This window comes from Pseudomonas sp. S1(2024), from assembly GCF_046557535.1.
Genome location: NZ_JBKGFP010000001.1, coordinates 1 through 21759, shown reverse-complemented (window position 1 = coordinate 21759; position 21759 = coordinate 1). Strand labels below are relative to the sequence as shown.

Below are 21759 nucleotides of genomic sequence, written 5' to 3'. Positions count from 1 at the left end.
GTCTGCAGAAATCTGGTTTATGAGACTATCATCTTTGAGAGCCTAGTCAGTTCAACATCAGTAGTTTTTTGGCCGCTGATGATCAGCGCAATGGGTATCTGGCTCAGGACGGCTTCCAGCCACAAATCCTGGTTCGAGCGATCCTCCGTCATGGCCTCTTCGTTGATGAGCTTGAGCAGCTCGGACACCTCTTTCCCCTGGTGCTTTTTCTCGAAGAGATTCAGGGCAGAAGTCACCACCTCCAATAACTCAGGCTCGTGAGCATAGGCCCAGCTGGCAAAGACTTTGCGGGTCGCCAGGCCTTCATCATTGCACGGCCATGGACTTGGCGCCCTGGCATACGATTCCCCGGTCAGATGATCGCGAACCGCATTCGAGAATGCCGCGCCATAGCCGTCACGGTCAGTGTTGGGAAAGCGAGCCCGTTCAGACATGAAGCTGTCGAAATATGCCCTGGTGCGCTCGACGTGCGATGCCCCCTGATAGTCATGAACGACCGCTTCGATGATCCGGCAGAAATGGTCGGGGTAAACGTAAGGCAGAATTTCCGGCCAGGCATAGAAATCTTTCGGTACCTGCAGCGCAAACAAGGTGTCGGCAATGACGCTGCGCACGGCGTGTGCACCGCAGAGCAGTTCGCTAAAGATGTGCATGCCACCATCTGAATCTCCTTTGCCAGGCACGACATTTTCTGCAAGAAACGGCGCCAGGTTGTCCATGTTGTGCAGGACGATCTCGCGAACCTGCTCCCGAAAGGCTGCCGGGAAGAGTCGCATGTAGTAATTGGGTGCACAAAATGGCTTGAAGCTATCCAACCAAAGCTTTGGGATCTGGAGATTTTCATAACCTACGGCACCGAACAGACTGGAAAAGTCATGGCCAGCTTCAAAACATTGGTGCGACGTCGAAATCCGGAATGCGAAGTCACCATAGTCTGGGTGGGGTACGGACGCAGCATGCACGAAGGCGCTTTTCAGCCCGCTGCGCGCCTCCAAGCTTTCCATGTAACAGTAGGCACTGTCGATATCATCAAAGGCTCGCAGCACCTCGCCACAGATGGCAATCGCGCCCTCCACCAAGAGCCCGGTGTGACCCTTGGTTGACAGCCTCTGTAACTCGAAAGAGGCGCATTGTGCCTGAACCGAATCTTTCATTCTCTGGGTTCTTCGTGCTCTCACATGGCCTCCTGGATTGGCAATACGCCCGGCAACATAGGGCATCTTGCCACATTAAGAAAAGCAGTGTGAGGGATTAATCGTCGCGAGCGCGATCCTTCATGCCAAAAGTCGGAGGAGCTCCACGGGTGTCATTTTCGTGACCATGGCCAGCGCGATCAAGAACATCCCTGCAAACCCCGCCACCCCCATCCACAACCACCAGCGATAAAGCTGCCTGTGATTCACGGGGAGTGGGGCACCTGTCGCAACTGAGGCCAGGGCCATGTCTCTGAGCTGTTTTTGGAGCCAAAGGACAGGCAGCCAGAGCAGCCCCACCAGGACAAACACGCAGACCGAGTACAAGACCCAGGGGGCATGCAGGGTTAGGTCGGCAAGGCTGGCCAGTGCGTAGCCCGTGACTACCTGGACAACTCCGGCAGTGGTGGTGATCCAGGCATCAAACCACACCACCATTCTCCCCACGGCGCTGATCACGACAGGGTTTCTTGTCCGGTTGGCTGCAACAAAATAGAGGTAGGAGCCCATGCCGAAACCAAACAGAAACACCGCAGCTACAATATGCATGTACTTGAGCAGCAGATACGCCATGTCAGCTTCCTGAGTGATCTCGGGTAGTGATCAAGGGTTCTCCGATCGCCTCAAGATAGGTTTCCATTGGAATGACGCCCACACAGGCGCGGGCCCCTGCTTCGATCGCCACACCCGCCATCTGCATTGTGGTCAAGGCCACAGCTCCTGAGGCGGGTATGGTCGGGCCCTTGTCATCCCAGGCCTCGATCTCCCAGCGATGGGAGTAGGGCAGGCCGTCGATGCCGATGCCGGCAATCGTGATGAACATGAGGCTTTTCTTGTCCCCCAGCCATTCAAACCGCTTGCCAATTTGATGAAGCCAATCGGCACACACACTGGCGCATCGGACAACACCCAGGCGTGCAAGAGAGGCGGCGCAGAAATTTGCGAGCGTGCCAAGCTTCAGACCCGCGCCCGCCTGGAACCGTACGGTATGTGCCCCGTATCGACCTGGGAAAATGTCCATGTCCGGAACATCCACGTTCGCCAACAGGCGACTGCCCAGACCAGGAAAACGGTGCAGGGTCAGGTCTTGCCAACCAAACACACGCTTGACCATTCCATTCTCAAATTGCTCGATGTGCTTGCCGGCATACTCAAGCACACCCCGCACCGTAGATACACCCGGCATTTTGGAAGATGAGGTGATGCCGAAGTCGATCGTGTGGATCTTCCTGAACAGCGGTTCGAAGTAGTCGATCACTCCAGAGGAGAGGGTCGGTACCGAACTGCAGCCACTCAGAACGAAAACGCCTGCTTGTTGCGCCAGGTCGTCCAGGATCGAGATGCCACGAACGAAATGGCGGCAGTCGGACAGGTCGCAGTAGTTGGCACCTGCGGTGATTGCCGATCGGGCGACCGCATAGTCCTGGCCCTGGAACGGGCCCGCCGTGTGGATCACCAGGTTGATCTGATGCTTGCGCAGCACCTCCACGAACGCTGCAGAATGAGCATCTCCCGCCCAATAGGCGCCCCTGCCCGCCGTGCAGAGGGTGTTGAGCTTCTGCTCGTCACGTCCAACTGCGAGGATGAAGGGGGCATTGGCCTTACCCTTGAGTTTGTTGTAGATGATGCGTCCGAAATTTCCGTATGCCCCGACGATTGCGACTCTATGCATGATGACTCACCGCTATTTTTCGTCGATTTTGGCATATATTGTTACGTTCGTCACCCGCTAGATTCTTCACCTTGCGAATTACCGGCCTGATCTGGGTTTCGATCGCATAGCGGCCTAGGGCATTCGAAATCAGAGATCATCTGGGAGTAATATTTTGTAAACTTGGGCTCTAAAATTACCTGCGGGCCTTAGCGCGGGTTCGCATACGGAAACTTTTAAAAAATTCGACCATTTGTCTGATTATCAATTTTTCATGAAGAACCATCGAAAATACCCATGTCGTTCCGGGTCGGAGTGTCGCCAGGTCGCCTGCATTCATTCATGTTGTCGCTGCAAACTGCATTAAAAACAATGACATAGTGACTTGCTATCATAATCTTGAGTTCCACTCAATGTTGTACAGTCAAATGAATGGAACAATGAAAAAATAGCGTTTTTATTTGACAGCACATTGCATGCAGTTACACTTAAGGATTGCCAGCAACCAGCTAGTTGGCGATATGGGTAATAAAACTGGATTGCAAGGAGAATAGAATGATAAAGAAAAGCTTTTACGACGTTGTGAAAAAAATGCGCCCAGACTTTTTTAAAGCCATAGAAGCTGACGCCAACTCATTGCTTGCTGCTGGGGCAAGCCAACAGCCAATCATGTCGACTGAATTTAGTGGGAGTAATTACGCTCAACTGGAGGATAATGAGCTTAAAAAATTTTATGATTGGATGGAAATAAACTACGGATTATCAAAGATTGATATTATTAACAATTGGCGCTCCTTGCAAGATTCGCCCAATATTCAAGGATGGGTGAATATGACCACTCAATTAACCCTTGAATACTGCAGCCTTGTTAATTTTAATCTGTTTGGCAGAAAACTTTTCCAATTTGAAGAAAATTTGTGCGAACACCTATCTCACACAGAAGCCAACATGATATCTGACTTCATCAGATTGCCATTTCAATCGTGTTTGTTCACCTACCATTCGAAACCGATTATTGATGCCTTTCATGGATCGTTTGGCACGAGCGGGATCATGAATATTAATAGTGACCTGATGGATTACGAGGCCCCGCTATCCGTGTTTGTTTCGATGCATGATAATTACAAGAACAGCAATAATAGAATGCTGTCCATCATATCTTTTCATGGGAAAGATCACGATCATATTTATGGAACGTCAAAGCGTCAGCTATTACTCATCCCTGGCTCAAGTATAGATAGTTGCATACGCACAGACTGGGAAGAAATAAATCCCAATGACATCGGATTCGGATACAAAGGTTCTTATGAATCACTTGAACCTGCCTCAGATGAAGATTTTTATCAGGGGGGATACGCCTATTATCGCTGCATACTGAATTCAATTCTATATGTCAACTCTAGCGGTGCCGACTTAGTGCCAGCAACCTCTAGGCATGATGAGATTCGTGAGAAAGCCAAAAAGGCTTCTACTTCAAAGCAGAAAGAAAAAATAATGAGGGGAATCAATAAATATTCAAGTGTTGGCGGTGTCATAGTCGGGGATAACATCGGGGCTATTGTTATCAAGAATCGAGAGGATGGCGAGGCTGCCAAGTCTGATGGGGTAAACCATCTGAGGTTGACGCGAAGATTTATTGTCCGGGGGCATTGGCGGGATCAACCTTATGGAGAAGCGAGGGCCTTAATAAAGCCTATTTTCATAAAGCCTTATTACAAGGGGCCTGAAATGGCAGATATAATAAACAGGCCATACCTAGTCAAGTGAGCTTCTCAGAGAGTTGTTTTTGTTGCAATACAGATCAACTCTCTAATGCAACCTTTGAGATGTGCTTTCTAAAATTAATCGAAAAAATCCGGCCTGTTTTCATCCACTAATCGATACCCCAGCTTCTTGTACATTGCACGGCGCTTGTTCCACATATTGATCAGACTGGGGTGACCTACGTCGACATAGTCATGCACGGTTACGTCAAGCTTGAATTCGGTAGGCCGATCTAGCCTCCCAGTGTTTTGGCGCACCATGCCTTTCCACGCGCAGGGCATTGCTAAAAACAGCGTGTTCAGCGGTAGGTGATCAAACGCCTCACCGATCATCTTGGTGGTCGAGATCAACACATGCGGCTCATCGTGGGGCATCTGTGCAAGCGCTTCGATGATGGCCGTTTTCGATTGCGGGCCTTTACCAGCGCTGAGCAAGGCAAACAATTTGACCTTGCCTTCAAGCGCCTCCGCCATGGCCCTTACATGTTCAATTCGCTGGGTTAACACCAGGCACACCCGCCCCCTTGCATAGTTCTCCAGCACGTCCGCAACGATGTCCTGGGTGCGCTCATGGTCTTCCAGTAGCCATTGATACAACTTGTAGGCTTCAACACCCTTTTTCAGATCGATCGCACGACTGCGGTAGTTGACGATCAGCTTGAGGTTCGTCGGGGCATTGCTGGCTTTCTCAGCCCTATGCCGAATGGGCCCACACCGCATGAACACCAGGGGTTGATGGCCATCACTGCGCTCATCTTCAGCGGTAGCGCCCAGGATGTAGCGAGGCTGGGCGTGTTCCAGGCATTTCCTGCCTGTTTCAGACGCACTGTGGTGACATTCATCAATGATGATCTGACCATACTGCACTAGCAGCTCAGGGAGGTCATCACGGCCAGCCAGAGAGGCATCACAGGCAACATCGAGGCGGCCACGCAAAACCCCCTTGCCACCCACCAGCCTACCAATGTCTTCCTTGGCGATATCCAGGAAATCCACCAAGCGTTTCACCCACTGCTCGACGATGATGGTTGAATTTACAATGATCAGGGTGCTCACACCTCGATAAGCGATGAGCGCAGCGCAAATCACCGTTTTACCGAAGCCAGGGGGTGCGCACAGGACGCCATCGTGGTCATTCACCATGTCAGCAAAGGCTCGCTGCTGATCCTCCCGCAAGACGCCCTTAAAGGCGATGGACAGAGCACTGCCGGCAGCACGGTTGTCAGTGAGACTCGTAGCAACGCCATGTGAGGCGAGTAGCGCCTGAACAGTGTCCAGCAGCCCCCTGGGCAACCTCAGCACGTCACCCGTCAGGCTATGCTCCTGAATCACCCTGGGCGTATTACCAACATAAAAACCCTGCATCATGTCGACGTAGTATTTTTTGTTCTTGAAGCACGCCAGGCGCAACAGCGCGTGTTCCAGTGCCAAAGGGATATCGGCCCGCTTGATCGAGATGGCGCTGTCGATTGTTAGATTCAAGGCTTGAGGCAGCGGGCCCATGAGCTTGGCAGTATGTTGGGGAGATTTGATGAGTCCCTGACTCTTTTCCTGGTTGAGAAAAGCCACCTCTAGCGGATCATTGTTGACAACAATTCGTTCAAGGCAGGACTTCATGTCTACCTCTGACACCCTGTGAATGCCTTCCAAGAGGGCCCATTGGTCTTGATAGGGCACAAGGTCATTGTCTACAAAGACACTGCCCCCGGATTCGGTTTTTCGACCCTGCAGGGGGAGGGCGATCAGGTTACCCAGATGACCAGATGGCATCACATCCTGGCTGGGAAACAGGCGGTCGTAGGAGCTTAACTTCAGCTGCCTCTGGCTTTTGCAGGTCAGGGTAACCAGGGCGGTACCTAACTCCCTGGCGGCCGCAGCAGTCACCTTCGTCTCAAAAAAAATCCAGGTGTGCGCACCCTCGCCAGAGCGAGACACCTCTATGTAAACCGGCATCCCTACTGAACAGGCAGCCCGGACATACGCTTGGACGTCATCACGCCAAGTCTCCTCGTCAAAATCGGCAGCTAGGAACCGGCACGTGTTGTCGAACAATAGGGCATAGGTGCCGATCGTAATCAATCCGCGCAGGTGTCTGGCAATGACCTCATCGGTCAAGGCCTTGAAGCGACTGTTCGGGCATTCTGAGCATTTGACCTGGCCACCCTTCTTGCCACACACATCGGGCACCCATTCGTTGTGACACGCGGGAGCGTAGCCGCTCTTGTCTGGGTTTTCCCAGCGCTGGGCATAGACATCGTCCCGCCCAACGAAGAGCGAACGAAAGAGGTGAATGTGATCAAGGTGCTGAAGGCAATAATCGGAGGGCCTCTCCGCTTCAACTGGCAGGCGTATCGGCATTGCGGGGGCAATGTCGTCAAAGAGGCTGGGCTGGTTGGGGTCTTGGGGTTTCTTCGCCATGAGAAACCTGCTTGGCTGGGCGTGCTGGACTAATTATAGTCCAACGCTCAAACGGGTTGCTGATGGCGAGCCCTTTGGGTGGGTAGTCGCTGCTATTTCAGGTTGCTGCGTAGTGCAAGCCCATTCGACGACACGCGGGGGCTTCATTGGTTTTTTCTCCACGCGCCCTCTGAATCCCTTCAATTACGTTCTTGAAGACGTACCCTAAGGTTTCTTGGGCAGCGGGCTCACTGAACCAATGTGCGCTGTTGGCAACCAGGAAATCGTGGGCCACGTTGGTCAAGCGAACTTTCGATGTCAGCTCATGAAAAGGGGCCCCATAATCTGGTTTAACCAGGTCTGCGATCGACCATTCGGTCAGAATAAAGATGGAAGACTGGTCTGGAAGCTGAACACCGCCGATGACCCTGCTATCCAGCGCGGCGACCAAGGGCTTGTTCCAATCCAGTGGCTTACCACCCCCAATGTCAATAACTGCAACCACAGGGGATTGATCGTGATCGTTGAAAAAAGCTTCCATTTGTTCCGACAGTGGGCTGTTCAGGTTCAATGTCACGATGCTGCTGATCGGCTGGAGCTCATCGACCAGAATATCAATAAAGTCTGTGGTTTTATCGGTTAGAAAAATTCGATCCATAGCACTGAAACTCCAAGCGTGGTGAACATTGATGTGATGCGCTCCGGGAAGAGCAGGGGTCGCTACGATCCACGAGGCGCAAAATGGTCATTATTACTATTTGACCTGACATTTCATGATTATTGCATGTGTGCCAAGGGTCTGTCCAAGGCATACTCCAGTACGAATGAACCTGCCAATCGGGTAGGCTGGAATCCTGTGATAGCTGACGCGGGGTTTTATGCAAGGGCGCGAAAGCGTCTGGGAGCACCAATCGAACACGGGCGAACACAGGTAGGGCGCACATCCTCTGCCCGTTATGAAGCCTACCTAAGCAGGTGCCGATTTGTTATTATGAGAGCAAATGCTGACGGAGATCTATCATGCTCGTTACTTGCTTGGGTAAACGGAGTCCGGCGCAGGTTCGTAAAGACAAGCTATTCATGGAAGCCCTGAGTAAGATAAAAACACTGGAAGCCAGGAATGGTTGTGTTTCGATGCAAGCCTCCGACCTTCAGGAGCAAGTGGAAAAACTGCATGAAATTGGCAAACGCCTTGTCAATCAATTGCACGCCTCAGCAGAGTTGAGGGATAGTAAAAAAGTGATGACTACCCCGCGAACGTCACAGATGGGGCGGTCATGAAGGGTGATTTAAACCGACTGGTCAGGCTTGGCCCACGACTCAATCCTGGCGGTCGCCTGGTGGCGCTAAAGATCAAGTCCCTGGCTATTTACTGTGCCAACAAAGCCTCTTGATCAACAGAAGTTTGTTTTATTCATCGGACTGGGTGGGTCATATGGGGTCAACACCACCCTGATCCTGCCGGTATCAACGCGCCTTCAAATACAGTCTTTTCTCGTTTGTCGAATCAGCATGCTGAGCGTAGGTAGTCCCCAATACCGGGCACATGCGATTGGTGCCTGGAGTGTTTGCGCCACCACACGCACCACTGCGATTCGGTGTCGTCCAAAGCCCAAACGGTGCAGTCATGGTCTGTGCAGAGGCCCATCCTGCTCCAGGGTGATAGAAAAGATAGCTACCCGAGGGGCTAACAGCAGGAATGCCACTATAGTTCAGGTTTGTGTCTGCAGGAAGGGTTTCAAAGCGTTGCCAAGCACCGTAAGCCTGAATCCAGCTTGAGTTCCCATTTGCAATAAGAACTTTATCTGAACTGTTGATGATGCCGGCTGGAATGATCGGATAGTTGGCGCTGTCATTCGTCACGCCCTTGATTGGCTGCCCCTTGACCACCACGTTGTTGAAGGTTGCGTTAGCCAGACTCGTCCAGCGCGCCACCAGTACCCACTTGCCACCATCGGTGGTCATGTCTACGTAGGCGCTAAAAGTGGTTGAGCCATTTGTCACCTGGTAGATACCATTACGTCCTGCGACCGCATTGAGTACGGTAAAGCCTGAGGTGGAGGTTTGCGTACCGATGGCTTGCTGAGTTTTGTGCTCTTCCCTGGAGGAGGTTTTTACAGTCGTAGGGCCCACGTTGCGGTACACACCTGTGGTGGAATACAGCTCGCGTTGTTGAACACTCTGACTGCTGGTGGTCGTGCAGGTTGTGGACTGTTCGAACTCCAAGCCCTCCATCATGCTGTCGGTACTAGGGGCCCAATCGTCACAGGTCTCATTGACGTCGTAGGGCTCTCCCAGCAAAGGATCGGCGGGCAGCCACTCTCCTGCTGTCACATAGCGGACAGGGGCCTCCATACGAATTTCATTGCCGGCTATGGCTGAATGACAGAGCGGCAAGCAGAGCAGGGCACCCCAGAGCAGTCGTTTTATCATTTTCATGACGCACCTCAATTCAAGATGCTCATATTCTAAGGAATATCCGCTTCAGCGTGCAAAATACTTCGCTTATTTCGTAAATTGTGCCTATCTATCAATGCTATCAAGCATTTTCTCAGATGAGCGCACCAGCACCTGCCTTGAGCGACATCCCAAGGCAGGTACATCTGTTAGCTCAAGACTGAGTATTTGGCGCCGCGTCTACACCCACCAAAGCGCTTTCTACAAAGATGTACCGGGTGCCCGGTGCGTGATGGGCGTATTCGCCTCGGTAATAGCGCTCATCCCGAAGCTGCCTGAAATGCCAGGCGCGGTAATGTGCTGTGCGGCCTGCATCATGCCGGGCTGACTCACTGTTTGCCAGCGGCGGCGTACTGTTGACCAGCGTCACTGGGGCAACCTTCTGTTCAGAGCGGCGGCCCTCCATGCGCGGTGCTTGAGGCGTCGGGAAGCCTTGCTTGAGCTTATTTCCCTGGGTGGCCACGTGATAAACGCCAAGGGCGGCAATCAACTTCAAGCTGTAGAACTGTATGTCGCTGTCTGCTTCTGACAGATCCTCTTGCGCGAGGATAAGGCCTTGGCTGACCATGGCCTCGCGGTATGCCTGTGGGTTTTTTGCACCCAAAAGCACGGGAATGTTTTGGCCATAGATAACGGTTCTTGAGCATTCACCCGTTTTATCTCGATAAACCAAACTCAATATGCCGTCCTGGGGAAGCTCTGAGAATGACACCCGGTCAGCAGGAACCTTGATGTAGTCGAGGAAAGGGCGTAGCACCTCGTCCTTGAAGCCATCCCCAGTGACCCAGCAGACCAGGAGGCTTGGGATCTCAATGCCTTTAAAAGCGTAACCACGAGGTGGAGCAAGAATGAAGGATGGGAACGGCATGTCTAGGCCTTCGCTTGAGGACAGCGAGTACCGAGCCTTGAGCAGGTTATCTAGGACGAGGGGTGACTCAGGGAAGATGACCTGGCTGTTATGCGATTGCAGAAAGAGCTCTTCGGCCATAATGTAGAACGCATGATCGTTTTGAATGTCAGGCTGGCGCCGAATGAAGTCGCTTAGCACCGTAGCATCTGAAAAAGATCTGCGCTCCTTTCCAGGTAGGTGCTGTCGAAGGCCGCTAACGATCTTATTGGTCAGGAGGGGGTACAAGGTATACGATAACTTTTTAGTCTGAGTCACAGCACTGGATCTCTCGTCGACGTTGAGTGGAAACTACTAGCATTTAGGTGTGTAGTGCAATAAGCATTAGCGTCAATATTCTGACTCCGCCCGAAAGCCATGATGAAAACGTCAGTCTTTGGTTGTTGAATTTGACGACGATCACGCGTCGTGAGGTGCAGGTTGCCTGAAGCCTCGTTTGGGCTGTACAGCGCCGGACTTGCTGGAATTCGCTTGACCTGGCGACCACCTGAGTCTTCAGTTGTGACAGGATTGATCAACGGCCTCGATTTAGCGTAGTATTGACATATGAGCACCAGTGTCTCTGTCGTCCAAAACGACCTTAGGATACGGAGATGTTCATGCGCACATCAATGCCAAGGCCTTTCACACGCCTTTGCAACCCAGGCTTTGAAAATGACAGATGCATGAATTTTAGAGCCCTTTAGCTTAGTGTTGATTTTAGGCTTGAAAAGCCCGTAAACAACGAATACGTGTATCATTATGGAGAAACAAATGAGTCGAGCGGTGATTGCAAAAATGGCGTTGTGCGCCCTAATGATGAGTTCTCCACTCACCTATGCTGAGAATATAATCAGAGTGAGTGCTCCAATTACCATGAAAAAAACCCCGGAGCCAGAGTTTGACCTTGTTGATGTTGTAGGTTTTTTTGACAAACACTCAATTACCAGTAGTCGCGGACTTGTACCTGCGAGCTATAAATATAGCGAGACTGGGAATGTGGTCACAGCAACATTTACTTCAGTTTTGCCGATTGACTTCAATTCTGTCGATGCGTTCGACGAAAGTGGATCGAGGGCAATATTATTGACAGAGATAAAAGGTCAATCTTGCACTGGAGCCTTGAAGTCTTATGATTGCTCAATCACGATTGAGGTGGATGCGTCGCAATCAGGTGCAGGATGCAGCACTTTGGCTCAATGCAGTGCGGCTGGCATGTATATTGTTTACTCGTTCAGAGGCAAAGGCAAAATTTTTTACTAAGGGTTACTTGAAAGGGCAATGGCATTGGCCACCAAGACGTTTGGACAGATGCTTCCCATCTCTCCCGCTTGCACAGACGACTACGTCGATTGCAAGGCAGCCAGCACGAAATCATAGGGAATCAGTGCTGCATGGAGGGGTGGTCGGCTCTTTTTCTTTGGCGGCTATCCAAAGTGTTTTGCTCTTATTTATATGTCTGAAAGCTGGAGCAATGCCAGCTATGCAAAACCAATAAAACATTTAAGCACGAAACAAAAAGCCAGGCACAGGGGCGGGATCACTCAGGGTAAGTTCAGTCTTAGCCTCACCGCTCACCAACAAGGCGCTTGTAGAAGGACTCTTCGCCCCTTCAGGGCGAGGAGCAAGTCACTGAGGTTTTAGCCCTTGATGTGTTACAAATGCTTACGCAGCCAAGCGGAAGAAATAGTGACCTCGCTTGAAGCCGTAGTGCCCGGATGCTCGAAGAGCTCGGTTATTGCCTCCTCCAGCAGCCATGGCGACCTACCTGGACTGACGTTGGGATCAGGGTGTGTAATCCCAGGTACTTGGCCAACCCGAGAACCTCGGGGGCTTTGAGGTCAATCGGCTCAACGTCATTGTTCACAAGGATACCCAGCGGCTTGCCCGCAGAACACCAAAATGGGGTTGCAGGCTCCTCATGCCACGCATCAGAAACCTGGCCAGTTCAAGCGCCTGGTGCCTGGCCGTTAACGCAATCAACATTTGCCTGCAAACGCGTTTGTGTGAGCAGGTTCTATGGGGTGGCAAGCGCATCTGGGTATAAAGGTCATCCATTTGGAGTAACCTCTCAGCCATTCAGGTAATACCTGCAGATCCGAGGTCGCTTAAAGCCATTGGCAGCGTCGCCTGCAGGTATCGTGCTTAGGGAGTCGGGGTATTGTCAGCTACCTGGAGTTGATGCCTTGCCCACCTGTCAGCCACATCCTGCATGCTTTGGGCGATATCAGGCACCAGTATCAATTTGCTGGGGTCAGTGATCAATGTGGTCATTACCACTTCCGCCCCAAAAGCCTTCGGGTCGTGCTTCAGCACCATTGAGAGACACTCAAAGTGCATAGCATGCTTGGTGTTGAGCAGCGCCAGATCCTTGCTGTCGGGTTTCACATGGGCTTCGAGAGCCACCACGATGGCATAGCCACCCTGAAGGCTCGCCTTGTCAACGCTGAGCCCACCATGGTCGTACAGGACACCTTCTTGCCAGAGCTGTTCGCAAGCCTCTACGAACGCACTAGAGATATGCTCTGAGTGAATGAGGTGATGACCGTAGGTGTCACTGAAGTTGTCATAGCGGTTCGCCCATAGCTCTAGCCCATGAACGCCCCTGTCCCCTGGCTGTATGGGGTAGCTGAAGACCAGTCGATCGGGATCAACAACGGGCAACATTTCCCGGATTTCATCCGGCCCATGGCCTTCAACAACCAACGCAACAAGCTTGTCCTGCACTTCCTCGGGAGTAAGGCTGCACAGCTTGGCTTGCTCGAAAAGCAGCACCAATCTGGCTTTCAGGATATCCCCTGGCTTTGCTGGGAATCCAAAAATTTCACCAGATGGGTCAACCGTGCTCATGGCAGCCTGCGCAGCAACCTGACCATGCTCTTGCTGCCAAGCAGCCACGGTGTTGCTGATCTCCACCCTGGAAAGGTTGTAGAACATGGCTCTTTCGTGAAAATCTTTGACATCTTGCAATAGGGTGGACATGACGGGATTTCCAATTTGTAGGCTTCAATCAGTATGGCCACTGCTGATGCCTCCGATCAATTGGTAAAAGCCTGATCTTGAATCAATTCACAACAAGGCTCTTGGATGCGTCCCCCAGGCTTAAGGATTTATTCCGGTGCTTTGCAAGAGGGTAGGCTGAGGGTCGTCTCGAATGTGCTGAAATCTTACAAATGAGCTCCCAAGCGCACAGCACTGGGCCAGGTAATTGAAGGTGACTTCCAGGATTTGCCATGCCTACAATACCTGTATTGAGCGCAGCTTCGGAGTTACCATGAACAGAAGAATTGATCTGAAATCTCTGGATTTGCTCCAGACTGATAGCACCTGGCTAGACCAGGCCCGTCCGGAACCCATCTTCATGATCGACAAGTTTCATGAATTTATGACCGACATGATGAGCACCAACCTGGACGGATACTATCGATTGTCCCGCAACCATGTGGATGCCTACAAAAAACTGTGGGGCGAGCCGGCTTTCCTGTTCAACGGCAAGAAGACCTATCAAACGTGGATCTTCAATCTGGCTGAAGGTGAGCACCTGGTGCTTTACAGCGCCAATGAGGGCGGTACGTCGTTCGAGTACGCGGGGTTGCCAGTACCTTCGGACGAAGCTTTCGAAAAGGCGGCCAGTATTTTGGTTGCCATCCGAGACACCGTGCACAAACCGAGAAAGCCTGAGGTTGGGCTTGGGTTGTAGCGTAATTGCTCAAAAGGCCTTTGCATGGTATTGACATTGAACGAACAGCGTGCCCATGATATAATAGCTGATACCTTAAAAAAGGGTGGTTCACGAACATGAAAACCTTCATAGACCGAAATCCAAAGGAAAAAGCAGTTGAAGAATCCTTTGCAGTTTTGGCGCGAAACAGCTACGTCCATCAGACCGAAGACCCAGCGGATAAAGCCTTTGTAATAGCTGACAGATTGAAGCGTCAAAGCAGAAGGAAAAAACTGCATGCAGAATCAACGCCCTCCATCTGAGGGGAGGCCCATCGCAGTCTTTTATGCGGGGACGAATGGCTCAGGAAAAAGTACGCTGCGTGGCCTCTACTCTGACCCTGGCATACACATGCATATCGATCCCGATAGCATTGCTAGGCATTTGAATCCAAATCACCCCAGATCTATGGATGTGGCTGCTGGGAAGAAGGCTGTGGAATTCTTCAATCTTTCCATTGAAAATTTAGAGCCTTTCACAATGGAAACAACGCTTACTGGAAAGAGCATTATTGGGAGAATGCAGAAAGCCAAGGATGCGGGATTTACCATTGAACTCCGTTATATTGGACTAGAGTCTGCCGATCTTAATGTAGAGCGAGTCGCGAATCGTGTTGCAAAAGGTGGCCACTACATTGATGAAAAAGTCATAAGGCGGAGATATGATGAGAGCAGGGATAACTTCACTGCGGCCAGCAAAATTGCAAATCGCGTAGCCATCTGGGACAACTCAAGCAAAGTTGCCAAGCTATGCGCTACACTTGAAAAAGGCGTGCTGGAAATTGACGATTCACAACCTTTGCCAAACTGGGTCAAAGTCGTTGTTGAATCTCTTTGCGTTAATACTTTGAAAATTCAGATCAGAAACTTAAAAGGCCTTCCATTGGCACTTGGTAGTTTCACTGATAGTTTAGCTCGTGCTGAAATCAAAAGTGATAACAGCTACGAGCCTTGATTATTAGCTTTAAGATGAAGCGGGGCAGATGTAATCCACATGGAGCCTTCCAATGCGCTCCAGGCGCCTGGAGCGCGGCATGATCACGGGTACACAGCAGCACACTGTCTAGCGCCAGGTAGGCGATCTGAATGCCGCAGCCTTTGCAAAAATGGCCTGCAGTACGTCTACGGCGGGTTCGGAAACGAGCAGTTGGCGAACCGTAGGCCCGCCAGGCGCCAGCGTCTCAGCGACGAAGAAATGGGCCATTTCCAGCTCGCTGCAGGACGGCGCTAGAACATCCCAGAGGTCATGGAAATGCGGGATATGGTACTGGCCCTGGAATTGAAACAAGGGCACGTACAGATCGCGCAGGACGAAAATACCCATAATCGATCGGTCGATCATCCTCAGTGTCCGCTCGGCAGTGTCCATGCCGAGGAACTCAGCAGCCTTATCCAGCGTTAACACGCCGCCTGTAGGGCTCAACAAGTTGTGGAGCGTGATGACTTCACGCAGCTCGCGATCTTGCTCGCCAGCCCTGGTGATCATGTATCCCATCATTGCAGCCATGATGTTTTCCTCATACGGTTCTGTGGGCACGCAACCAATATACAGTAATCTCGGCTGCCTACAAAAAATCAGGATCGTCCTGAGGAGGAAGCGGGTGCACCACGAGGGGGAATGACATCGGAACGAAGCGGGGCTGGCATATGATCAAACAGGTCTTTGCCTGTACATACATGTGCATACAACCAATTTAACATAAGATAGATTATGCGCACTAAGTGGTTGATTACTAAGGGATTATGGACTGCGCTTTTTACACAAGGATTGGTCGCCAAGGCACGAATCTGGCGGGTTTGTCCAACCCGTAAAAATGACGGATAGCCTCCTTTAAAAATGGTCGAATCCTCAAGCCCTTGCAGTCCGGGGCTTCTAGCGAAGCTGACTTTTAAAATTGGTTGAAACCCCTGGGTGTGGCAGACCCGCTGAATGGCGCGCTAGGTGGTGGCTACAGTTCCAGCCTGAAAGCCTTGCAGGCCAGGGCTTTGCGAGCAATCAGCACCTCATGGATATGAGCTGCGGCGAGCACTTTTAAAAATGGTCAATCCCTACGCTATGGCGGGGTTTCACATTTTTAGAATTGGTCATTTTTAAAAGACGTCGAAATGGCTTTACATTTTCGTCGTGTCAAGCGAAGCTTCGGAAGAAGCTTCGGTTTTCACCCTGGATTGAACCAGATTTTGAAGGTGACTTCCCTTGCGCATGCGGTATGTGTGACGCTGCGGTAATAGCCCTGAAAATTAGCCACGGATCGAACATGAGCAATAAACACCTAACCCCAGAGGAAACCCCACAGCACATGGTTTGGCCGGAATACCTGGTCAGTGCTGAAGCGATCGCCGCATACGTTGCCGTGCTGTCGCCGTATGAGGTTTCCCTTGAGCAGATCGAGGAACAATACTTTGGCTGCCGGGCCAAGCTGACCTGGATTGAGCTCGACACCCTGTTGCTTTATGACTCAGACCATCACGAGCCTAGCCAGGGCCGGCAGGAAGCCGTGGACAGCCTCCCCATTGGGACGATGCCGCCCTTGCTCGTAGAAGACTTCCACCTGGAAGATGGCTACCATCGTCTGCGCAAGCTCCGTCAGGACAACATGACCCATCACTGGGCCTATGTCATTGAAGAGGCCCCTGAGCCTTCCGCAGCGCCTGCAGCACGCAAACCATCCCGATGGGATGAGCTGTACGACCCTTCCCCTAAATGACTGAATGGTCTATTAGTGACCTAACTCTACTAAATAGTCAGTATTGGTATCACCTAAAACTATACTAAGTACACTAGATTAGGGTGAAACCTAGCTCCACCCTCCCCTTAAAAATCAAGGTGTTGACATCTATAGGTGTACTATCTGTACCATCCGCACCTTTTTGGGTGGGTGCATTGGATGGCAGTGGTTCAGGTGGTAGCGAAGGTGGTGGTTGACGGCACGGGAATCCAGAGCGAGATTCCTGTCTTGATCACAGAGCACGGTGTGGTCTCCTCGCTGATTGACTACCTCCTGGCCAACCATCATCTGAGCCCTAGTTGGCAGCGTGCGGTAACCCAGGCCACAAAGCTGCTGCTGGAGTACATGGAGGCCAACCAGCACCATTTCTCCGACCCCCGCTCTCTCTTCCAGGCCTTTGCCTCACGTCTCTATACGGGAACAATCGGAGATGATGGGCTAGATCCATCTGGCTTAGGGTGGGTGCCAGCCAGTCGTAACTCATCAGACCGTCATATCTCAGTCCTCAAGGGCTTCACAGACTATCTGGCTGATCTGTACGACGCTCCGGCCATGAACCCCCTGATGACCGCCAGTACCTATGATCAGCGGCTTAATTACGCTGCCTGGCACCGCCGCAACAGCAATGATTTCCTAGGGCACATCAAAAGCAAAGCGCTCTCGAAGAACGTCGATCAGGCGCGGAATATTCGAGGCCGGCGCGCACTCAGCAAGGCTGATGATGACGCCATCGCGTTCCCTGAGAAGCTTTTCCAAGCGATGTACATGGAGGGCTTCGGTGGCGCTCCTGATCCTAGGTGCGCAGTGCGAGATCAACTGATACTGATCATGATGCACGGCGCGGGCTTACGAGAGAGCGACGCACAGCACCTCTGGGTAGTGGATGTCGAAGATCACCCTCTGATCGAGGGTGGCGCCATGGTTCGTGTCTATCATCCCGAGGAAGGCAAGGCCCCAGACAACTGGAGAGGCCGCAAGGGCACCACGACTCGCGCAGCGTACTTGAGGGAGAAGTATGCCCTAACGGCCAGGAACCTTCGCCAAGGCACGAAGCGTGTTGGGTGGAAAACGAGACTGGTCGACCACGCGGACAACTACATCCAACTGTACTGGTTCCCTACACGCTTCAGCGTGCTATTCATGATGCTTTGGAAGGTTCATATCCGATACTTGGCGACTGTAGAGCGGCACCATCCTTACGCCTTCGTTTCCTACGAAGAATCCGTCGCAGGCCAGCCATACACCCTTCAAGCACTGAACGGCAATTACAAGCGAGCCTTGGCGCGTATTGGGCAAACCGTATCGAAGCCTGAGGGTCGATCCACCCATGGCCATCGGCACGCTTTTGGTCGGCGCCTGAGGAAGGCTGAGGTTCCCCCGCAGATCATCCGCAAGGCTATGCACCACACCTCCCTGGACTCGCAGAAAAGATATACCGCACCAGGTATCGCGGACGTTTCCTCTGCGCTTACCGCCGCAGGGGAAAGGCTCGACGAGCTGACCGACAGCGGCCAGATCATTTCGCCCTTCAACGATTGGGACGAAGCGCTACCAGCGACTCTGGAAGCATTCGAATCGCCACAAACAAGGTACAGAGTTAAGAAATTTTGACTAAGACAACACGACGCGGATCACGAGACGGTCGCTCTTCGGACACGAACTTCACTTGGATTGTGCAGGAGCGAGGCGAAGCCTGGGAGCGCTGGCGTCAACTCCTATCCGGCTGGATTGCAACGCAGACCGGCTCAATTGGTGTGAAGATCAACGCGATGAATTGGTTCATGGCCAATTACCTGCCGACGGTGCCAGGCGGATCTAGTCCTGACGTGTTCTTTCAGGTCGCGGAGAAGGGTTTGCTGCCAGAGTTGAGGCCGCTCATGGAGTCATCCATGAACGCTGCGACTGCCGTGAAAAACCAGAACTGGATCGTGGATCTGCTCGACTGGATCATCATCCACAGCTACAGCGAGCCAAATGACCATGGCGTCCCTATGGCTCTGGTCAAGAATCCGTTCGCCAAGGGCAAGGAAAAGACGGTAATCACCGAGACCGTGCACAATCCGTTGCCCTACGCATATCTTCGTGAACTTCGCGAAATTCTGTGCCCGCAGCCCAGGGGTACATTCCGCGATTGGGAGTGGGCTCAGCGACAGTCCGGTCAACTGCGCTCTGATTTTGGAGATTGGTTCCCGGTCGAGCAGTCGGTTATCGACGAGGATGACCCGGATTGCGTATGGCGCTACAAAAATGATCGCTACGAAATCTGGTCGCCTGTTCGGTCGATGGCGCTTCACGTAAAGCTTCATTTGCCGCTTCGTACCTATCAGGTACGTTTCCTGGACTCTGGCGAGGCTGATACGTGGCGGTATGAGGGTGGCGACTGGGTTCTGAACAATCGCCATGGGTTCTCTCTAGGTCGCGAGGGAAACCCCTGGAAACGGGGAATCTTCTGCCGTATCCACGACCAGGACATCGGTGAAATCATGACCGGTCTCTACGTCAGCACAAACAAAACGGCAGACCAGAACAAGGAGTCTCGTGAGCGAGGCTACACGATTCCATGGCAGAACGAAGATGTCCTGTACTGGCTGGAGCGCCTGAGGAATTGGCAAGAGAAGTACAACCCCATTAACGGCCCAACCTCCTGTGCTGATCTGGCAGAGAAGCACTTCGGTAGTGTCAAAACTGCCGAGCAGAAGAAAGACATGGGCTCGATCTGCTTCCTCTTCCGCGACCCCACGGCGCCTCCAGGAGAGCGTGACAAGCCCATGGGAGGCTACACACTGCCTAACCTGTGGTATCGATTGCTCTCGACGTTAGAAGATCGGGTTGCCGCACGTGGCCAGACCCTTTCTGACGGCTCTAGGTTGCGTTTCGTACAGCCTCCCGACCCCAAATTGAATGTGCTGCCGATCAAAACGGATTTCCCACTCCACAGCCTCCGTGTTTCGCTTCTGACGTGTTATGCCATGGAGGGGCGCGTCCCGATTCAAGTGCTATCCAAGCTGATTGCAGGTCACTCTCGGATCATCATGACGCTGCACTACACGAAGCCGACCCCGGCTATGGTGTCCCAGGTAATGGACGTTGCAAGCGGACGCATCAGCGCTACGCAGGATGAAAATCTGAAGATCTTCCTTCGGGACGCTGACATGCGTCAGATCCACTCTAAAACGGCCTTCATTGATGGCAGCGCAATCGAGATTGCGTTGGCGAATCGCAATGCAATCGGCTGGGAGCAGCGTCACATCGGGCTGTGCCTTGTCGGTGGAAACAGCGCTCGATCTGACGAAATGAGCAACATAGGCGGATGCTGGAACGGTGGGGAGGTCATAACTCGGGGCAATAAAGGGCCTGTCTATGGCCCAGTCCCACATGGCCTAGAGAACTGCCCACGTTGCCGCTGGTTCATCACCGATGCACGTTATTTACCAGCGCTTGTGGCCCACCTCAACATGCTGAGTTATCGAGCCTCCCAGGTTTCGTCGCTTGCCGTTGAGATCGAGCAGCAGCGCGATGATCTGCTAGACGAGATGTACTTTGCTGAGCAGGAAAACCGCCCATTCCTGCTACAAGCAGAGCTGCAACAGGCTCAAAGACGCTATGAGAAGCAAATCAAAGAGGCTGACGAGTACGCGAAAGACCTGATCTCCTGCTTCCAGATCATCAGCAAGATTGTCTCAATCGAAGAGGGTCGGGACACAGGTGATTCGGCCACGAAGTTGGTAGCCGTGGGATCTTTGGAGGACATTCATCAGCCCATCTCATTCATCGAGACCAGTAGTGAGCTGTGGCAGATCTCCCAGCTGTGCGAAAACGCTGAAATCTATGCTGATTTGACGGATGAGCTGAGGGCCACACCTGCCATCGAGAAGCGCTCTCGCGCTTTGAATCACCTTCTGATGCGGGGCGGCTACGCACCTATTTTGATGGGAATGGATGATCGCCTCCAGCTTATTGCCGGGAATGCGATGATGAGGTCTATGGCTTTGACGCTGTCTCCCAATGACCGAATGGAGGGATTCCGTGAGGTTTCCAGCCTGCTTGAGGCAGGAGAAGGCCTACAGCTTCTACCAGCCGCTATGGAGCCGCTGGAGCGCCTCACGAAGCAACCGGTGGCGAAGCTATCCGATCTGATCACAACCACCTCAAAACACGTCCGGGAGGCCATCCGTGATCGATCCCCAGCTCATCTTTGAAGAATTGGTAAGCCAGGCCACCAAACAGCAAGCCAAGTCCCTGACGGTGCTGCATGGCGTCCTGGAGGCACATCAGAAAACGAAGAGTCGCAACTTCTCGATTGCCACGATTGCCAAGCTATCCGTTGCGGCTGGCGGGCCATCTGCCTCAACGATCCGCAACAGCGGAGGGTTTCGTTTCCGTCAGCTGATTGAGGCCTGGGCTGCAAGTGTGGGCACGGATAGGAGACTGCCTACGAAGTCCAAGGAACAGGGCATACCAAGCGACAACGAGCTGCTTCAACGTATTGACGATCCAGCTCTGCGTGCGGTGTTTACACAGGTTATGGCCGAGCGCCGTCGCTACTTGGCTGAACTCAACCTTCTGAAATCCCAGAAGGACATCGTTGTCGACCGCCGCCCAAATGTGGTCGAGATACCTCAAGAGAGGGAGTCAGTTCAGCTTTTGCCCTCATTGACAGGGGTTCTTAGTGACATGGAGATCACAGCCCTCAGAGCGGCGGTATCGGACGATTTCTTCGATAGGCAAGGCTGGATGGTGACCAGGGCGGGCCAGGTGAAAGGCGATTCAGGTGAGATCTATAAGCATGGGTACGTGCCTGCAATTCGGAAAATTCTGAAAGAAATCGAATGATCTGACACAGCTGCGTGGAGATGGCTTGTAGTACATAGACATAGTACATATACTAACCATCCCTCGCGGCTGTAGCCCCCATGGTTAATGGCCCACGATCATCTTAGTACAGTAGGTGATCTTATCTGTA

The 21759-nt window shown here is 52.3% G+C and carries 19 protein-coding genes; 10 read left to right on the top strand and 9 right to left on the bottom strand.

All coding sequences use genetic code 11. The features are described from left to right. Positions 1 to 17: 17 nt before the first annotated feature. The 3 genes from ACLCGK_RS00095 to ACLCGK_RS00085 form a co-directional block, all read right to left on the bottom strand. Positions 18 to 1154 carry a hypothetical protein gene (locus ACLCGK_RS00095; RefSeq protein WP_410950756.1) on the bottom strand — a complete coding sequence of 379 codons (1137 nt, stop codon included), beginning with the start codon at positions 1152 to 1154 and terminating at the stop codon, positions 18 to 20. 120 nt (positions 1155 to 1274) lie between these two features. After that, positions 1275 to 1766, bottom strand: a complete 492-nt coding sequence (locus ACLCGK_RS00090) for a DUF2269 family protein (protein WP_410950755.1) — start codon at positions 1764 to 1766, stop codon at positions 1275 to 1277. A 1-nt stretch (position 1767) separates the two neighbouring features. Continuing rightward, a complete protein-coding gene (locus ACLCGK_RS00085; RefSeq protein WP_410951274.1) occupies positions 1768 to 2868 on the bottom strand; it encodes a saccharopine dehydrogenase in 1101 nt (366 codons plus the stop codon). A 531-nt stretch (positions 2869 to 3399) separates the two neighbouring features. On the opposite strand from ACLCGK_RS00085, the gene ACLCGK_RS00080 reads away from it, so the two are divergent. Next, the gene (locus ACLCGK_RS00080; protein WP_410950754.1) at positions 3400 to 4611 is read left to right on the top strand and encodes a hypothetical protein; all 1212 of its coding nucleotides are present in this window, start codon (positions 3400 to 3402) and stop codon (positions 4609 to 4611) included. Between the two features lie 74 nt (positions 4612 to 4685). Here the strand turns inward: ACLCGK_RS00080 and ACLCGK_RS00075 are convergent, their stop codons facing one another. Both ACLCGK_RS00075 and ACLCGK_RS00070 read right to left on the bottom strand, forming a co-directional pair. Then, positions 4686 to 7025, bottom strand: a complete 2340-nt coding sequence (locus ACLCGK_RS00075; RefSeq protein WP_410950753.1) for a TOTE conflict system archaeo-eukaryotic primase domain-containing protein — start codon at positions 7023 to 7025, stop codon at positions 4686 to 4688. Positions 7026 to 7122: 97 nt separating this feature from the next. Further along, positions 7123 to 7662, bottom strand: a complete 540-nt coding sequence (locus tag ACLCGK_RS00070) for a hypothetical protein (protein ID WP_410950752.1) — start codon at positions 7660 to 7662, stop codon at positions 7123 to 7125. Between the two features lie 362 nt (positions 7663 to 8024). Between ACLCGK_RS00070 and ACLCGK_RS00065 the strand changes: the two genes are divergently transcribed. Further along, positions 8025 to 8285: a hypothetical protein gene (locus ACLCGK_RS00065; RefSeq protein WP_410950751.1), complete on the top strand. Its 261-nt coding sequence runs from the start codon at positions 8025 to 8027 to the stop codon at positions 8283 to 8285. A 186-nt stretch (positions 8286 to 8471) separates the two neighbouring features. On the opposite strand, the gene ACLCGK_RS00060 is transcribed toward ACLCGK_RS00065, so the two are convergent. Together ACLCGK_RS00060 and ACLCGK_RS00055 are read right to left on the bottom strand one after the other, a co-directional pair. Beyond that, entirely contained in the window at positions 8472 to 9443 is a 972-nt protein-coding gene (locus ACLCGK_RS00060; RefSeq protein ID WP_410950750.1) for a hypothetical protein, read from the bottom strand. Positions 9444 to 9615: 172 nt separating this feature from the next. Then, entirely contained in the window at positions 9616 to 10509 is an 894-nt protein-coding gene (locus ACLCGK_RS00055) for a hypothetical protein (RefSeq protein ID WP_410950749.1), read from the bottom strand. 612 nt (positions 10510 to 11121) lie between these two features. Between ACLCGK_RS00055 and ACLCGK_RS00050 the strand changes: the two genes are divergently transcribed. After that, complete coding sequence (locus tag ACLCGK_RS00050; RefSeq protein WP_410950748.1) at positions 11122 to 11610, top strand: hypothetical protein; 489 nt, start codon at positions 11122 to 11124, stop codon at positions 11608 to 11610. Between the two features lie 882 nt (positions 11611 to 12492). Here the strand turns inward: ACLCGK_RS00050 and ACLCGK_RS00045 are convergent. Continuing rightward, positions 12493 to 13329 carry a hypothetical protein gene (locus ACLCGK_RS00045; protein WP_410950747.1) on the bottom strand — a complete coding sequence of 279 codons (837 nt, stop codon included), beginning with the start codon at positions 13327 to 13329 and terminating at the stop codon, positions 12493 to 12495. Between the two features lie 292 nt (positions 13330 to 13621). On the opposite strand from ACLCGK_RS00045, the gene ACLCGK_RS00040 reads away from it, so the two are divergent. The 3 genes from ACLCGK_RS00040 (at position 13622) to ACLCGK_RS00030 (ending at position 15022) form a co-directional block, all read left to right on the top strand. Beyond that, positions 13622 to 14047, top strand: a complete 426-nt coding sequence (locus ACLCGK_RS00040; protein WP_410950746.1) for a hypothetical protein — start codon at positions 13622 to 13624, stop codon at positions 14045 to 14047. Positions 14048 to 14145: 98 nt separating this feature from the next. Further along, positions 14146 to 14331: a hypothetical protein gene (locus tag ACLCGK_RS00035; protein WP_156675906.1), complete on the top strand. Its 186-nt coding sequence runs from the start codon at positions 14146 to 14148 to the stop codon at positions 14329 to 14331. Further along, the gene (locus ACLCGK_RS00030; RefSeq protein WP_410950745.1) at positions 14306 to 15022 is read left to right on the top strand and encodes a zeta toxin family protein; all 717 of its coding nucleotides are present in this window, start codon (positions 14306 to 14308) and stop codon (positions 15020 to 15022) included. The genes ACLCGK_RS00035 and ACLCGK_RS00030 overlap by 26 nt, the downstream gene beginning before the upstream one ends. A gap of 108 nt (positions 15023 to 15130) precedes the next feature. Here the strand turns inward: ACLCGK_RS00030 and ACLCGK_RS00025 are convergent, their stop codons facing one another. Next, positions 15131 to 15574, bottom strand: coding sequence for a hypothetical protein (locus tag ACLCGK_RS00025; protein ID WP_410950744.1), 444 nt, complete (start codon positions 15572 to 15574; stop codon positions 15131 to 15133). A gap of 751 nt (positions 15575 to 16325) precedes the next feature. Between ACLCGK_RS00025 and ACLCGK_RS00020 the strand changes: the two genes are divergently transcribed. From ACLCGK_RS00020 to gmtX, 4 genes are all read left to right on the top strand, one after another. Then, entirely contained in the window at positions 16326 to 16775 is a 450-nt protein-coding gene (locus tag ACLCGK_RS00020; RefSeq protein WP_410950743.1) for a hypothetical protein, read from the top strand. 180 nt (positions 16776 to 16955) lie between these two features. Further along, positions 16956 to 18407, top strand: coding sequence for a gamma-mobile-trio recombinase GmtY (gmtY, locus tag ACLCGK_RS00015; protein WP_410950742.1), 1452 nt, complete (start codon positions 16956 to 16958; stop codon positions 18405 to 18407). Continuing rightward, the gene (locus tag ACLCGK_RS00010) at positions 18404 to 20995 is read left to right on the top strand and encodes a VPA1269 family protein (RefSeq protein ID WP_410950741.1); all 2592 of its coding nucleotides are present in this window, start codon (positions 18404 to 18406) and stop codon (positions 20993 to 20995) included. Before gmtY ends, ACLCGK_RS00010 begins: the two co-directional genes overlap by 4 nt. Continuing rightward, positions 20970 to 21629: a gamma-mobile-trio protein GmtX gene (gene gmtX / locus ACLCGK_RS00005; RefSeq protein WP_410950740.1), complete on the top strand. Its 660-nt coding sequence runs from the start codon at positions 20970 to 20972 to the stop codon at positions 21627 to 21629. Before ACLCGK_RS00010 ends, gmtX begins: the two co-directional genes overlap by 26 nt. The last annotated feature ends 130 nt before the right edge of the window (positions 21630 to 21759 follow it).

Coding starts and splice junctions, on each gene's coding strand:
- ACLCGK_RS00080 (WP_410950754.1), top strand. CDS start 3,400: ATGATAAAGAAAAGCTTTTACGACGTTGTGAAAAAAATGCGCCCAGAC.
- ACLCGK_RS00050 (WP_410950748.1), top strand. CDS start 11,122: ATGAGTCGAGCGGTGATTGCAAAAATGGCGTTGTGCGCCCTAATGATG.
- ACLCGK_RS00070 (WP_410950752.1), bottom strand. CDS start 7,662: ATGGATCGAATTTTTCTAACCGATAAAACCACAGACTTTATTGATATT.
- ACLCGK_RS00035 (WP_156675906.1), top strand. CDS start 14,146: ATGAAAACCTTCATAGACCGAAATCCAAAGGAAAAAGCAGTTGAAGAA.
- ACLCGK_RS00075 (WP_410950753.1), bottom strand. CDS start 7,025: ATGGCGAAGAAACCCCAAGACCCCAACCAGCCCAGCCTCTTTGACGAC.
- ACLCGK_RS00030 (WP_410950745.1), top strand. CDS start 14,306: ATGCAGAATCAACGCCCTCCATCTGAGGGGAGGCCCATCGCAGTCTTT.
- ACLCGK_RS00045 (WP_410950747.1), bottom strand. CDS start 13,329: ATGTCCACCCTATTGCAAGATGTCAAAGATTTTCACGAAAGAGCCATG.
- ACLCGK_RS00060 (WP_410950750.1), bottom strand. CDS start 9,443: ATGAAAATGATAAAACGACTGCTCTGGGGTGCCCTGCTCTGCTTGCCG.
- ACLCGK_RS00020 (WP_410950743.1), top strand. CDS start 16,326: ATGAGCAATAAACACCTAACCCCAGAGGAAACCCCACAGCACATGGTT.
- gmtY (WP_410950742.1), top strand. CDS start 16,956: ATGGCAGTGGTTCAGGTGGTAGCGAAGGTGGTGGTTGACGGCACGGGA.
- ACLCGK_RS00065 (WP_410950751.1), top strand. CDS start 8,025: ATGCTCGTTACTTGCTTGGGTAAACGGAGTCCGGCGCAGGTTCGTAAA.
- ACLCGK_RS00025 (WP_410950744.1), bottom strand. CDS start 15,574: ATGGCTGCAATGATGGGATACATGATCACCAGGGCTGGCGAGCAAGAT.
- ACLCGK_RS00040 (WP_410950746.1), top strand. CDS start 13,622: ATGAACAGAAGAATTGATCTGAAATCTCTGGATTTGCTCCAGACTGAT.
- ACLCGK_RS00090 (WP_410950755.1), bottom strand. CDS start 1,766: ATGGCGTATCTGCTGCTCAAGTACATGCATATTGTAGCTGCGGTGTTT.
- ACLCGK_RS00095 (WP_410950756.1), bottom strand. CDS start 1,154: ATGAAAGATTCGGTTCAGGCACAATGCGCCTCTTTCGAGTTACAGAGG.